Source organism: Amycolatopsis rhabdoformis, assembly GCF_035918295.1.
Lineage (GTDB): Bacteria > Actinomycetota > Actinomycetes > Mycobacteriales > Pseudonocardiaceae > Amycolatopsis > Amycolatopsis rhabdoformis.
Genome location: NZ_CP142149.1, coordinates 1 through 14,033 on the forward strand (window position 1 = coordinate 1; position 14,033 = coordinate 14,033).

The 14,033-nt window shown below is 64.3% G+C and carries 9 protein-coding genes and 3 rRNA genes; 5 read left to right on the forward strand and 7 right to left on the reverse strand.

Going from position 1 to position 14,033, the window contains the following annotated elements; genetic code table 11:
- Positions 1-175 precede the first annotated feature (175 nt).
- The 3 genes from VSH64_RS00005 (at position 176) to rrf (ending at position 5,314) form a co-directional block, all read left to right on the forward strand.
- Positions 176-1,694 (forward strand): 16S ribosomal RNA (locus VSH64_RS00005).
- 323 nt (positions 1,695-2,017) lie between these two features.
- Positions 2,018-5,111: ribosomal RNA gene (locus VSH64_RS00010) — 23S ribosomal RNA — on the forward strand.
- A gap of 86 nt (positions 5,112-5,197) precedes the next feature.
- Positions 5,198-5,314: ribosomal RNA gene (gene rrf / locus VSH64_RS00015) — 5S ribosomal RNA — on the forward strand.
- The 16S, 23S and 5S rRNA genes sit together here, the layout of an rRNA operon.
- Positions 5,315-5,441: 127 nt before the next feature.
- Here rrf and VSH64_RS00020 read toward each other — a convergent pair.
- The 7 genes from VSH64_RS00020 to VSH64_RS00050 form a co-directional block, all read right to left on the reverse strand.
- Positions 5,442-6,368: a methylenetetrahydrofolate reductase gene (locus VSH64_RS00020; protein WP_326569483.1), complete on the reverse strand. Its 927-nt coding sequence runs from the start codon at positions 6,366-6,368 to the stop codon at positions 5,442-5,444.
- A gap of 355 nt (positions 6,369-6,723) precedes the next feature.
- A complete protein-coding gene (locus VSH64_RS00025; RefSeq protein WP_326569484.1) occupies positions 6,724-7,929 on the reverse strand; it encodes a L,D-transpeptidase in 1,206 nt (401 codons plus the stop codon).
- A 108-nt stretch (positions 7,930-8,037) separates the two neighbouring features.
- A complete protein-coding gene (locus VSH64_RS00030; RefSeq protein WP_326569485.1) occupies positions 8,038-8,907 on the reverse strand; it encodes a patatin-like phospholipase family protein in 870 nt (289 codons plus the stop codon).
- A gap of 52 nt (positions 8,908-8,959) precedes the next feature.
- Positions 8,960-9,613, reverse strand: coding sequence for a DedA family protein (locus tag VSH64_RS00035; RefSeq protein WP_326569486.1), 654 nt, complete (start codon positions 9,611-9,613; stop codon positions 8,960-8,962).
- A gap of 140 nt (positions 9,614-9,753) precedes the next feature.
- Positions 9,754-10,755 carry a lipoyl synthase gene (gene lipA, locus VSH64_RS00040; RefSeq protein ID WP_326837855.1) on the reverse strand — a complete coding sequence of 334 codons (1,002 nt, stop codon included), beginning with the start codon at positions 10,753-10,755 and terminating at the stop codon, positions 9,754-9,756.
- Between the two features lie 37 nt (positions 10,756-10,792).
- Complete coding sequence (locus VSH64_RS00045; RefSeq protein WP_326569487.1) at positions 10,793-11,743, reverse strand: oxidoreductase; 951 nt, start codon at positions 11,741-11,743, stop codon at positions 10,793-10,795.
- Between the two features lie 34 nt (positions 11,744-11,777).
- On the reverse strand, positions 11,778-12,314 hold the full coding sequence (locus VSH64_RS00050) for a hypothetical protein (protein ID WP_326569488.1): 537 nt from the start codon (positions 12,312-12,314) through the stop codon (positions 11,778-11,780).
- A 133-nt stretch (positions 12,315-12,447) separates the two neighbouring features.
- On the opposite strand from VSH64_RS00050, the gene VSH64_RS00055 reads away from it, so the two are divergent.
- Together VSH64_RS00055 and VSH64_RS00060 are read left to right on the forward strand one after the other, a co-directional pair.
- Entirely contained in the window at positions 12,448-13,071 is a 624-nt protein-coding gene (locus VSH64_RS00055) for a TetR/AcrR family transcriptional regulator (RefSeq protein ID WP_326569489.1), read from the forward strand.
- A gap of 25 nt (positions 13,072-13,096) precedes the next feature.
- Positions 13,097-14,029 carry an LLM class F420-dependent oxidoreductase gene (locus tag VSH64_RS00060; RefSeq protein ID WP_326569490.1) on the forward strand — a complete coding sequence of 311 codons (933 nt, stop codon included), beginning with the start codon at positions 13,097-13,099 and terminating at the stop codon, positions 14,027-14,029.
- Positions 14,030-14,033: the final 4 nt, after the last annotated feature.

Consider the following 14,033-nt stretch of genomic DNA (forward strand, 5'->3'; position numbering starts at 1 on the left):
AAAATAGCTTGAAACAACGCGGTGATCTGGTTTGCCTGCTGGGTGGGCTGGGTTGCGGTGTGTTGCTTGAGAACTCAACAGTGTGCTAGTGAACTAAGCCAGTAGAGCTTATATGTAACCTCGTATGAGGTTCCTTTGAGAATATGATTGAGAATAGTCTCGATCAAACTGTTCATTGTTGGAGAGTTTGATCCTGGCTCAGGACGAACGCTGGCGGCGTGCTTAACACATGCAAGTCGAACGCTGAAACACTTTCGGGTGTGGATGAGTGGCGAACGGGTGAGTAACACGTGGGTAATCTGCCCTGCACTCTGGGATAAGCCTTGGAAACGGGGTCTAATACCGGATATCACTTCCTCAGGCATCTGAGGGGGTTGAAAGTTCTGGCGGTGCAGGATGAACCCGCGGCCTATCAGCTTGTTGGTGGGGTGATGGCCTACCAAGGCGACGACGGGTAGCCGGCCTGAGAGGGTGACCGGCCACACTGGGACTGAGACACGGCCCAGACTCCTACGGGAGGCAGCAGTGGGGAATATTGCACAATGGGCGCAAGCCTGATGCAGCGACGCCGCGTGAGGGATGACGGCCTTCGGGTTGTAAACCTCTTTCGCCAGGGACGAAGCGCAAGTGACGGTACCTGGATAAGAAGCACCGGCTAACTACGTGCCAGCAGCCGCGGTAATACGTAGGGTGCGAGCGTTGTCCGGAATTATTGGGCGTAAAGAGCTCGTAGGCGGTTTGTCGCGTCGGCCGTGAAATCTCCACGCTTAACGTGGAGCGTGCGGTCGATACGGGCAGACTTGAGTTCGGTAGGGGAGACTGGAATTCCTGGTGTAGCGGTGAAATGCGCAGATATCAGGAGGAACACCGGTGGCGAAGGCGGGTCTCTGGGCCGATACTGACGCTGAGGAGCGAAAGCGTGGGGAGCGAACAGGATTAGATACCCTGGTAGTCCACGCTGTAAACGTTGGGCGCTAGGTGTGGGCGACATCCACGTTGTCCGTGCCGTAGCTAACGCATTAAGCGCCCCGCCTGGGGAGTACGGCCGCAAGGCTAAAACTCAAAGGAATTGACGGGGGCCCGCACAAGCGGCGGAGCATGTGGATTAATTCGATGCAACGCGAAGAACCTTACCTGGGCTTGACATGCGCCAGACATCCCCAGAGATGGGGCTTCCCTTGTGGTTGGTGTACAGGTGGTGCATGGCTGTCGTCAGCTCGTGTCGTGAGATGTTGGGTTAAGTCCCGCAACGAGCGCAACCCTTATCCTACGTTGCCAGCGCGTTATGGCGGGGACTCGTGGGAGACTGCCGGGGTCAACTCGGAGGAAGGTGGGGATGACGTCAAGTCATCATGCCCCTTATGTCCAGGGCTTCACACATGCTACAATGGCTGGTACAGAGGGCTGCGATACCGCGAGGTGGAGCGAATCCCTTAAAGCCGGTCTCAGTTCGGATCGCAGTCTGCAACTCGACTGCGTGAAGTCGGAGTCGCTAGTAATCGCAGATCAGCAACGCTGCGGTGAATACGTTCCCGGGCCTTGTACACACCGCCCGTCACGTCATGAAAGTCGGTAACACCCGAAGCCCATGGCCCAACCCGTAAGGGAGGGAGTGGTCGAAGGTGGGACTGGCGATTGGGACGAAGTCGTAACAAGGTAGCCGTACCGGAAGGTGCGGCTGGATCACCTCCTTTCTAAGGAGCACAACACATCCACGTTCCCGGGATACCCGGAACCAGAGCGTGGGGTGGCTGGAACTCAAGTGCCGAATGTGTGCTTGTTCCGGTTGCTCAAGGAATTGTGGAACTACTGGTTATGGTCACTTCTGGTTGGCAAAACCTCTTCTAGTACTGATCGCTTGCGGTCGTGGAACGGAGGGCCGGCGCCTGGGGAAGTGATTGTTCGCTGTGCACACTGTTGGGTCCTGAGGCAACACGCCTTGGGGCGCTTGCCCCGGAACGTGGTTTGTTTCTGGTGTGGTGTTTGAGAACTGTAGAGTGGATGCGAGCATCTTTGTGGTCAAGTTGTTAAGGGCACATGGTGGATGTCTTGGCTTCAGGAGCCGATGAAGGACGTAGGAGGCTGCGATAAGCCTCGGGGAGCTGTCAACCGAGCTGTGATCCGAGGATTTCCGAATGGGGAAACCCAGCACCAGTGATGTGGTGTTACCCGCGCCTGAATATATAGGGCGTGTGGAGGGAACGCGGGGAAGTGAAACATCTCAGTACCCGTAGGAAGAGAAAACAAAAGTGATTCCGTGAGTAGTGGCGAGCGAAAGCGGAAGAGGCTAAACCGTTTGCATGTGATACCTGTCAGGGGTTGTGTAGGCGGTGTTGTGGGACCCATCTTCTCAGGGCTGACACTCTGGGCATGATGCGGCATGGTTAGTGGAACGCCTTGGGATGGGCGGCCGGAGTGGGTGAGAGCCCCGTACGCGAAAACTGTGTTTGTGTTGTGTGGTGGTGTTCCCGAGTAGCAGCGAGCTCGTGGAATTTGCTGTGAATCTGCCGGGACCACCCGGTAAGCCTAAATACTTCCTGAAGACCGATAGCGGACGAGTACCGTGAGGGAAAGATGAAAAGTACCCCGGGAGGGGAGTGAAAGAGTACCTGAAACCGTGTGCCTACAAGCCGTCAGAGCTTTCGAGTGATGGCGTGCCTTTTGAAGAATGAGCCTGCGAGTTAGTGCTGCGTGGCGAGGTTAACCCGTGTGGGGTAGCCGTAGCGAAAGCGAGTCTGAATAGGGCGATTGAGTCGCGTGGTCTAGACCCGAAGCGGAGTGATCTACCCATGGCCAGGGTGAAGCGACGGTAAGACGTCGTGGAGGCCCGAACCCACTTAGGTTGAAAACTGAGGGGATGAGCTGTGGGTAGGGGTGAAAGGCCAATCAAACTCCGTGATAGCTGGTTCTCCCCGAAATGCATTTAGGTGCAGCGTCACGTGTTTCACTGCGGGGGTAGAGCTACTGGATGGTCTAGGGGCCTTACCGGGTTACCGAAATCAACCAAACTCCGAATACCGTAGTGTGAGAGCGTGGCAGTGAGACGGCGGGGGATAAGCTTCGTCGTCGAGAGGGAAACAGCCCAGAACACCAGCTAAGGCCCCTAAGTGTGTGCTCAGTGGGAAAGGATGTGGGATTGCCCAGACAACCAGGAGGTTGGCTTAGAAGCAGCCACCCTTGAAAGAGTGCGTAATAGCTCACTGGTCAAGTGGTCCTGCGCCGACAATGTAGCGGGGCTTAAGCACACCGCCGAAGCTGTGTCATTGCAACATTAGGTCTAACGATCGTTGTGATGGGTAGGGGAGCGTCCTGCGCCCGGTGAAGCGGCCGCGTAAGCGAGTCGTGGAGGGTGTGGGAGTGAGAATGCAGGCATGAGTAGCGAATGCAGAGTGAGAAACTCTGCCGCCGGATGACCAAGGGTTCCTGGGCCAGGCTAATCCGCCCAGGGTAAGTCGGGACCTAAGGCGAGGCCGACAGGCGTAGTCGATGGACAACGGGTTGATATTCCCGTACCCGAGCATGTGCGCCCATGATGAGGCAGTTGATACTAACCACCCAAAGCCATGCTTGAAGCCTTCGGGTGAATGGTGTGTGTGGAGCGTGGGATCTGATTCTGTAGTAGTCAAGCGATGGGGTGACGCAGGAAGGTAGCTCCGCCAGGCGATGGTTGTCCTGGTGTAAGCGTGTAGGCCGTCATGTAGGCAAATCCGCATGGCAATAGGCTGAGACGTGATGCGTAGCCGTTTGAGGCGAAGAGGGTGATCCTATGCTGCCGAGAAAAGCCTCTAGTGAGTGCATGCACGGCCCGTACCCCAAACCAACACAGGTGGTCAGGTAGAGAATACCAAGGCGATCGGGTGAACTGTGGTTAAGGAACTCGGCAAAATGCCCCCGTAACTTCGGGAGAAGGGGGGCCAAACACCTTGAAGCCATTTACTGGCTAGGGGTGGGTGGCCGCAGAGACCAGCGGAAAGCGACTGTTTACTAAAAACACAGGTCCATGCGAAGTCGCAAGACGATGTATATGGACTGACGCCTGCCCGGTGCTGGAACGTTAAGAGGACCGGTTAATCCCTTCGGGGGTGAAGCTGAGAATTTAAGCGCCAGTAAACGGCGGTGGTAACTATAACCATCCTAAGGTAGCGAAATTCCTTGTCGGGTAAGTTCCGACCTGCACGAATGGCGTAACGACTTTCCGGCTGTCTCAACCACAGGCCCGGCGAAATTGCACTACGAGTAAAGATGCTCGTTACGCGCGGCAGGACGGAAAGACCCCGGGACCTTTACTATAGTTTGGTATTGGTTTTCGGTTCGGCTTGTGTAGGATAGGTGGGAGACTGTGAAGCGGTGACGCTAGTTATCGTGGAGTCATTGTTGAAATACCACTCTGGTCGAATTGGGAATCTGAACCTCGGGCCATGATCTGGTTCAGGGACAGTGCCTGATGGGTAGTTTAACTGGGGCGGTTGCCTCCTAAAGAGTAACGGAGGCGCCCAAAGGTTCCCTCAGCCTGGTTGGCAATCAGGTGTTGAGTGCAAGTGCACAAGGGAGCTTGACTGTGAGACAGACATGTCGAGCAGGGACGAAAGTCGGGACTAGTGATCCGGCACCACCTGGTGGAAGGGGTGTCGCTCAACGGATAAAAGGTACCCCGGGGATAACAGGCTGATCTTGCCCAAGAGTCCATATCGACGGCATGGTTTGGCACCTCGATGTCGGCTCGTCGCATCCTGGGGCCGGAGTAGGTCCCAAGGGTTGGGCTGTTCGCCCATTAAAGCGGCACGCGAGCTGGGTTTAGAACGTCGTGAGACAGTTCGGTCCCTATCCGCCGCGCGCGTAGGATACTTGAGGAAGGCTGTCCCTAGTACGAGAGGACCGGGACGGACGAACCTCTGGTGTGCCAGTTGTCCCGCCAGGGGCATGGCTGGTTGGCCACGTTCGGAAGGGATAACCGCTGAAGGCATCTAAGCGGGAAGCCTGTTCCAAGATGAGGTATCCCACCCTTTGTGGGTTAAGGCCCCCAATAGACGATTGGGTTGATAGGCCAGAAATGGAAGCACAGTAATGTGTTGTTGAGTTGACTGGTACTAATAGGCCGAGGACTTGCCTACAAAGATGTTACGCATCCACTCTACGGTTCTGAAACACCACACCGGTGACGGAAACAGGTCACGCGGTGTGTGTTGTTTCGTAGTGTTTCGGTGGTTATAGCGCCAGGGAAACGCCCGGTCCCATTCCGAACCCGGAAGCTAAGCCTGGTAGCGCCGATGGTACTGCAACCGAAGGGTTGTGGGAGAGTAGGACGCCGCCGAACTAAATGTAGGATGTAGGCCCCGGTTGAGAACCTGATGGTTCTCCCGGGGCCTACTTCTATTTACGGCCTCAGCCGGCAGAACCCTGTGTAGGGCGGGGTTTGTCCCGGCCCTACACGCGGCCGGCGGTCATACAGACTCGCCCCGGCCCAGCAGCGTGCTCAGCTCGCCGGCCAGGTTCACCGCGGCGTCGATCTCCGTCTTGCGGATCGAGACGCTCTCCACCAGGAAGCCGAACGGCATCCCCAGCTTCCGGCAGAACGCCGCCAGCTCCCGGGCATTCGCCAGGCACTGGGCGTAGGACTCGGCCAGCGTGTCGTCCGCGTGGCGCAGGGAGTTTTCCAGCCAGCGCGGCACGTGAACGCCCAGCCACTTCAGGAAGGCCAGTGTCTTCAGGGAGCCGCACACGGACAGCGTGAACAGCACCGGGCGGGGCGTGAGGCCGCGCTCGAGGCAGGCGTAGTAGTAGTCCGAGACCATGTTCTTCGCGGCGTCCGCGCTGTAGATCACCTGGGAGATGAAGTAGGCGCAGCCGGCCTGGTGCTTGGTGATCAGGCGGGCGTACTCGTCCGGCCGTTCGGTGATGGCGACGCCGCCGAGCATCAGGTCGGGGCGCACCGACTGGCGCAACGCCTGCGCGGTGGAGAGGCGGGTCCGCACGGCCTTGTCGTGGGAAGAGGCGCCGACGAAGACGGTGAGGGTGCGGGCCGGGTCGGCATTCTCCAGCCAGGTGCGCAGCTGGAGCTCTGAGTACTTGCCGACGCAGCGGTAGATCACGGCCGGGCGCGTCCAGTCGCCGAGGTAGTCCGCGTGGTACTCGGCGGGGTCCAGCGTCGGCAGGTAGGGGAACGGCCGCTCGTCCGGGTTGCGGTCGCTTTCGTCGTCGATGTCGTAGAGGGCCAGGCCATCGACGGCCAGGGGGGCCAGGCGCGCGAGCGTGGCCGCGGTGATCTCGCGGATGCGCTCGCGCGAGGTGCTCAGGCGCGGCGGCGTGATGCCGAACAGGAGGGCCCCGTCGGTGGCGTCGGTCAGCAGGGTGCGAAGGGTGTCCGGCATGAGGCGGAAGTTAGCAGCCCGGTGACGTCCGTTCAAAAGGCAGCAAGCTCAGCTTGGCGAGTCGGCTCAACAGAAGGCAAGACCAGCCTGGCGGTGCCCGTTCAAGAGGCAGCAAGTGCAGCCCGGCAATGTCCGCCGGCAAAGTCCGCTCAGAAGGTGAAGAGGCCAGCCCGGCGACGTCGGCCGTAGAAGGCAGCAAGCCCAGCCGGTTGATGTCCGCTCAAAAGCCACCAAGACCGGCCCGCCGCACTCCGCTGGAAAAAGACAACAAGAAAGGCGCCGGAGCGATTCGCTCCGGCGCCTTTCCGGCCTGACCCCAAAAACCCCGTTCCCGAGGCGAAACCCGGGACTCAGCTCAGAGAGCCGAGCCCTTCTGCCAGTCCGCCCAGGACTTCGACCAGTCGCCGTACAGGTCCCACACCGGGAGCTGCGGGCCGCCGGAGTTGGTGACCTCTACGACGTCGCCGAGGCCGAAGTTCTGGAAGAACCAGGAGGCGTTGGCGGCGTTGAGGTTGATGCAGCCGTGGGACACGTTGGAGCTGCCCTGCTGGCCGACGCTGTTCGGGTTCTCGTGCACGAACTCGCCGTCGTTGGAGATGCGCTCGGAGAACTTCTCGTCGGAGCGGTACGCCTTCGGGTCGGGCGGGCAGACGCCGTAGGTGCAGGAGTCCATGGTGTAGTTCGCCGACTTGAACGAGATCACGTGCGGGCCCAGGTGGGTGGGCGTGGCGTCCTTGCCCATGGAGATCGGCATGGTCTTCACCATCGAGCCGTTGTGGAAGATCTGCATCTGCTCGGTGTTGCCGTCGGCCTTGGCGATCCAGGAGTCGTGCACCTTGTAGGTCTCGGTGCGGTCCTCGGCGCCGAACACGCCGTTGCCGAAGTCGACGCCGTAGATCTTCGCCGTGACGGTGAGCGTGGTGTTCGGCTGCCAGTATTCCTTCGGCCGGTAGTGGACGTTCTTGTCGTCCATCCAGTACCAGCTGCCGTCCTGCTTCGGCGAAGACTCCACCGACAGCGCCTTCTCCACGGCGGCCTTGTTCTTCACCGCAGTGGCGAAGCTGAACACGATCGGCTGCCCCACGCCCACGCCGGTGGACTTCACGGCCGACGGCGCCGGGATCAGGTTCGCGTTCGCCTGCTTCTTCGGCGACACCGTGGTGATGTCACCGTCCTTCTCCACCGGCTTGCCGTCGGTGCCCTGGGCGTGCGCCACGACCTTGTAGGTGCCGGCGTAACCGAGCACCTCGGTGTTGGTCCAGCTGGTGCCGTCCGTCGCGAGCTTGCCGGCGACGGTCTTCCCCTTGGAGTTGGTCACCGTGACGTCGGTCAGCTTGCCGTTGGCGGCCTTGACGACGATCGGTGTGGTCGGGCTGATGCCGGTGGCGTTGGCCGGGTCGATCGACACCGTCGCCGGCGTCGCGTCCGTGGCCGCGCTCGTGCCACCGGGGGTCACGGGCGACGCGCTGCCGCCGGTGTCCCCACCGGACGAGCACGCCGAAACCAGCAGGGTTGCCGCGAGAATTCCGGCAACCGAAAGGAAAGTCTTCTTCGGGAACATTTTGTCTCTTTTGCGGGGTATCGCGGGCCGGCAGGCTTCTTCCATTCCAAAACTACGCGATCGAGAAGACGCCTCACGCAGCGGATAGGTGCATCGCAGTGGCGTGGATCACGCCGTGACGAGCCCCGGAGCGCCGTACAGACCGGGCCCGTCGACCACGAGTTCCTTCAGGTAATCGCGGGCCGAGCGGTAGGCCTCGTCGGCCAGCTGGTCCGTCCGGGTGAAGTCCAGCGGGCTGACCCGCACCGGAGCCGGCCCGGGCAGGTAGACCACGGGCGCGCGCCGCGCCGCCGCCGGCGCCTCCAGGGCCGCCTGGTTGCGCATGCTGATCAACGCGGTGAACATCATCACCTCGGCGAACGTGCTCGGCGCGCCGGGCATTTTGCCGGGAAACGCGCAGTCGAGCACCACGAGCGATTTCGCGCCCATCGCGAGCGCCTGGCGCATCGGCACGTTGGCCACCAGGCCGCCGTCGTAGAGCAGCCGGCCCTCGACCTCCACCGGCGGGTAGATCCCCGGGATCGCGCAGCTGGCCAGCAGCGGCTCCCGCACCGGCCCGCTGCGGAACAACACCGGCTCGGCCGTCTCGACGTCCGTGGTCACCACGCCGAGCGGCAATTCGAGGTCCTCGAAGCACCGGCCGGGGCCGAGGTGGTCGTCGATGATCTTCGTGAGGCCGGTGTTGGGGAACAGGTTCGTCTTGCTGTGACGCAGGGTGCGCACTTGGCTGAACACGCCGCCGGGAAAGGCCTCGTGCTTGGTCATGTGCTTCCAGATCTCGTGCAGGCGCCCGAGCCGATCGGCGCCGGGCAGTGCGAGCACGGCCGCGTTGAGCGAGCCCACCGACGTGCCCACCACGAGGTCGGGGGTCACGCCGGCCTCGTCCAGCGCGCGCAGCATCCCGATCTGCAGCGCGCCCAGGCTCCCGCCGCCGCCCAGCACGAACGCCACCGGCCCGGGAAGATCGAGTGGGGTCATGCGGTCCACGGTAATTCGCGGGAACGCTCACGGGTGCCCGGAACCGAGGAGATCACTCGGTGGCGTGCACGGGTTCCTCGACGGGCTTCTCGGCGAGCGCTTTGCGTTTTTTCAGCCGCAACAGGAAGAACACCAGCACCCCGACCGCCAGCGCCGCCACCACGAGGAAACCGGTGTTGAGCGCGCCCTCCACCTTCTTCGCCGCCTCGCCGAGCGCCGCCCCGAGGCTGATGTGCACGAGCGACCAGCACAGCGCCCCCGCGACCGTCGCCGGCAGGAACTTCCGGAACGGCAGCCGCGACGCCCCCGCCGCGGACGGCGTCAACGTCCGCAGCACCGGCAGGAACCGCGCGAAGAACACCGCCCACGCCCCCCGTTTTTCGAGCACGGCAGCGGCTTTGTCCCACGCGTCGAGGCCGTACTTGCGGATCAGCTTCGTCTCCCGCAGCCGCGGCCCGAACCTCCGCCCGAGCAGGTAACCGACGGAATCGCCGAGTGCCGCGCACACCGTGACCACGGCCCACAGCGTGAGGAACCGCGGTGTGGTGGTCGCCGTCGTCGCCGCGACCAGCAGCGCCGACTCACCGGGCACGAGGAACCCCAGCCCGATCGTGCACTCGGCGAACACGAGCCCGCCGGCCGCGGCGACCAGGCCCGGTTCCGGGAGCCCGTGCAGCCAGTTCAGAAGATCCGTTACCAAAGCCACAACGTCACTTTACTGATTCTTTGGAATCGGTCACGGCGTTCGGCTCGACCTGGGTGATTTTCCAGGGGTCGCCCGTAGGGGGCCGCGAAACGACGAAGGGCCCGCTCACCACGAGCGGGCCCTTCACGACAAGCAGGTGATCAACGCGCGAGCAACGAGCTCGCTTCCTGGGCCGCGGGGCCCTGCTCGGTGAGGTGGGCCAGGTTCTCCGGCAGCTCCTCACCACGGTGGGCCTTGGTCTGCGCGTACAACCGACCCGCACGGTAGGACGAACGCACCAACGGACCCGCCATCACCCCGGCGAAGCCCATGGCTTCGGCGGCCTGCGAGTGGTCCACGAACTCTTCCGGCTTCACCCAGCGGTCCACCGGGTGGTGGCGTGGGGAGGGGCGCAGGTACTGGGTGATCGTCAGGATCTCGCAACCGGCCTCGTGCAGGTCGCGCATCGCGGCGGTGACCTCGTCCGGAGTCTCACCCATCCCCAGGATCAGGTTCGACTTGGTGACCAGCCCGGCCTCACGCGCCTTCGTGATCACCTCCAACGACCGCGCATACCGGAACCCGGGACGGATCCGCTTGAAGATCCGCGGCACCGTCTCCACGTTGTGCGCCAACACCTCCGGCCGCGACGCGAACACCTCAGCCAACTGCGCCGGATCCGCATTGAAGTCCGGAATCAACAACTCCACACCCGTACCCGGGTTGAGCTCGTGGATCTGCCGCACCGTCTCGGCGTAGAGCCACGCACCACCATCAGCCAGATCATCACGCGCGACGCCGGTGACCGTCGAGTAACGCAAACCCATGGCCTGCACCGACTCCGCGACCTTCCGCGGCTCCGTACGATCCAGCTCGGCCGGCTTGCCCGTGTCGATCTGACAGAAATCACACCGACGCGTGCACTGATCACCACCGATCAGGAACGTCGCCTCACGGTCCTCCCAGCACTCGTAGATATTGGGACAACCAGCTTCCTCACAGACAGTGTGCAAGCCTTCACGCCGCACCAAACCCTTGAGTTCAGTGAACTCCGGCCCCATCCGCACCTTCGTCTTGATCCACGACGGCTTCTTCTCGATCGGCGTCTCGCTGTTGCGGACCTCGAGCCGCAGCAACTTCCGCCCTTCAGGCGCAGCAGTCACGCCCACCACACTACGCCCGGAGCACCGGGCGAAACGCCTACTGCGGGTCGGGCGTGACGTTCGTCAACGTGGCCGTCAAGTCCCACAATGCGGACGCCGTGGCGAGGTCGCGGGCGGGGGCGAGCGGGCGCACCTTCGTGGGGTGGCCGCGGGAGCCGAACAGCCGGTCCGGGCCGTAGTAGTCGCCGCCGGAGACGTCGGGTTGCGTGGCCGCGTAGAGCTGCGGCAGGGCGCCGCGCGCGATGTCCTGGCCCACCAGCAGGTTGCCGAGCCACATGATCCCCTGGATGCCGTAGCGGGCCACGGCGTTGCTGTACGACTTCGCCATGGCGGGCTGCAGCCCCGTCGACGTGTAGCCGGGGTGGGCGACCACGCTGAGCACCGTGGAACCGGCCGCGCGCAGGCGCCGGTCGAGCTCCAGGCCGAACATCTGGTCCGCGAGCTTCGACTGCCCGTAGGCGGCGCCCGTGTTGAACCGGCCGCGTTCGAAGTTCGGGTCCGCCAGGCGGATGCGCGCGCCGGTGGCCGCGATGCTCGACAGCGTGACCACGCGGGCCGCCGGGGCGCCGCGCAGCGCGGGCATGAGCAGCCACGTGAGCGCGGCCGGCCCGAGGTAGTTGGTGCCGAACTGCAGCTCGAAGCCGTCGACGGTGCGGCCCGGCGGCGTGCCCATCAGGCCGGCGTTGTTCATGAGCACGTCCAGGGCATCGCCGGTCAGCTCGCGCACGGTCGTGGCGGCCTTGCGCACCGACGCCAGGTCCGCGAGGTCCAGCGGCACCAGCTCGGGCTCCACGCCGGACGCCAGCGTCCGCACGCGCTCGAGGGCAGCGGCGCCCCGCTCGGCCGAGCGGCACGCGAGCAGCACCCGCGCGCCGTGCGCGGCCAGGACTTCCGCCGAGCGCAGGCCGAGACCCGAGTTGGCGCCCGTGATCAGCACGGTCCGGCCGGTCTGGTCGCTCAGCTCGGCGTCGGTCCACCGTCGGTTCATGCGTACACCTAACTACACGGCTGTAACCACGCGGTCACGCGCTCGGCGCGAGCAGGCGCAGGAGGTGGCCCATCGGGCTGCGTCGGCGGGCCGGGGCCGCCGCGCGCTGGTCGCGGGCGCGCACCAGCGAATCGAACGCGTAGCCGACGCGGGTGAGCTCCTCGACGGGCTCGCCGGGCTCGGCCAGCCCCGCCGTGAGCGCCAGCATCCGCAGCTCGCCCTCGTGGAGGTTCAGCAGCGCCGGGTACCGGGTCAGCCCGCCGTCGAGCATCGCGCGCAGCGTCTCGTGCTCGGCCTGGGCGCGGCGCCACGCGCGGGAAACGGTGTCGACCTGCTCGCCGACACCCTCGGCGGCGGCGTCTTCCGGGTCGGCCAGCTCGGCGCGCAGGTACCCCCCGAGCACCTGCGTCCACTTGTACTGCAGCGCCAGCAGCAGCTGTTCTTCGGTGCCGAAAACGTCGGCGGCACCGGGGATCTCGGCGAGCACGAGCGGCTCACCGGGGGCGCGCTTCGCGTGGCGCACGGCCGCTTCGAGGATCTCCCGGCGTCGGTAGAAGTCGGTCCAGCTCATGGTGTGGGCTCCCCTTCCGTGGCCCGGGTCGTACCGCGGGTCTGCGGCATACTCCCGGTACGGACCTGACGGAAGTGAACATACCATGGGTATGGTGAGCCACGTCCGGCGTAAGGTTGTGAGGGTGCCGACAATGAGGTCCAGACGACTCGACTACTCCGAGTCCACGCGATCCGCCCTGGTCGACAGCGCCGTGGAGCTGTTCACGAAACGCGGTTACGCCGGCACCTCGCTCGACGAGGTGGCCAAACGCGCCCGCGTGACGAAGGGCGCGCTGTATCACCACTTCAGCGGTAAGCAGGCGCTGTTCGAGGCCGCGTTCGACGCCGTGGAAAGCCTGGTCTACGACCGGCTCGAGAAGATCATGACGGGCCCCGGCACGCCGTGGGAGCGGGTGCTGGGCGCGCTCAACGCGTTCATCAAGAGCTGCCTCGACCCGGCGTACCAGCGCATCGCGATCCACGAGGCGCCGGTGGTGATGGGCTGGGAACGCTGGCGGGAAGCCGAAGAGCAGTGCAGCTTCGGGCTCGTGCGCGGCGGTCTGCAGTCCCTTGTGGACGCCGGCGAGGTGGAGCCCGTGCCGGTGGACATCACCGCGCGGCTGCTGTTCGGCGCGTTGTCCTCGGCGGCCACGGAAATCGCGAGCGCGGCCGACCCGAAGAAGATCGGTGAGCAGATCGAGGACGTGATCGTGCGGATGCTGCTGCGCCTGCGCCAGCCCGGCGAGCCGGCGGGGGAGCGACCGGCGGCGAGCTGAGCGGCGCCGTGGCTAGGCTGGCGCCATGGACTTGAGGATCTTCACGGAACCCCAGCAGGGCGCCACCTACGACGACCTCCTGCGCGTCGCCAAGACGACCGAAACCGCCGGTTTCGACGCGTTCTTCCGCAGCGACCACTACCTGAAGATGGGTGCCGGCGACGGCCTGCCCGGGCCCACCGACGCGTGGCTCACGCTGGCCGGCCTCGCCCGCGAGACGAAGCGGATCCGGCTCGGCACGCTCGTCACCGCGGCCACCTTCCGCCACCCCGGCCCGCTCGCGATCTCCGTGGCGCAGGTCGACCAGATGTCGGGCGGGCGCGTGGAGTTCGGCCTCGGCGCCGGCTGGTTCGACACCGAGCACACCGCCTACGGCCTCACGCTGCCGCCGCTGAAGGAGCGCTTCGACCGCTACGAGGAGCAGCTGGAGATCATCACCGGGCTGTGGAAGACGCCGGTCGGCGAGACGTTCTCGTTCTCCGGCCGGCACTACACCGTCGCCGACTCGCCGGCGCTGCCCAAGCCCGTGCAGTCGCCCGCGCCGCCGGTGATCATCGGTGGCGGCGGCAAGAAGCGCACCCCGGAGCTGGCCGCGCGCTTCGCCGACGAGTTCAACCTGCCGTTCGCGAGTCCGGAAGCCGCGCTGGCGCAGTTCGAGCGCGTGGCCGCCGCGGCCGAGGCCGTGGGCCGCGACCCGAAGGAGATCCTGCGTTCGGTGGCGCTCACCGTCGCGATCGGCCGCGACGACGCCGAAGTGGCGCGCCGTGCGTCGGCGGCCGGGCGCGATCTGGCCGAGCTGCGCGAAAACGGCCTGGCCGGCACGCCCGCGCAGGTCGTGGACCGCATCGGGCAGTGGCGGGAGAAGACGGGCGTCACGCGGCTTTACCTGCAGGTGCTGGATCTCCAGGACCTGGACCACGTCGAATTCATCGCTTCGGACGTGGCACCGCAGCTGTGACTGA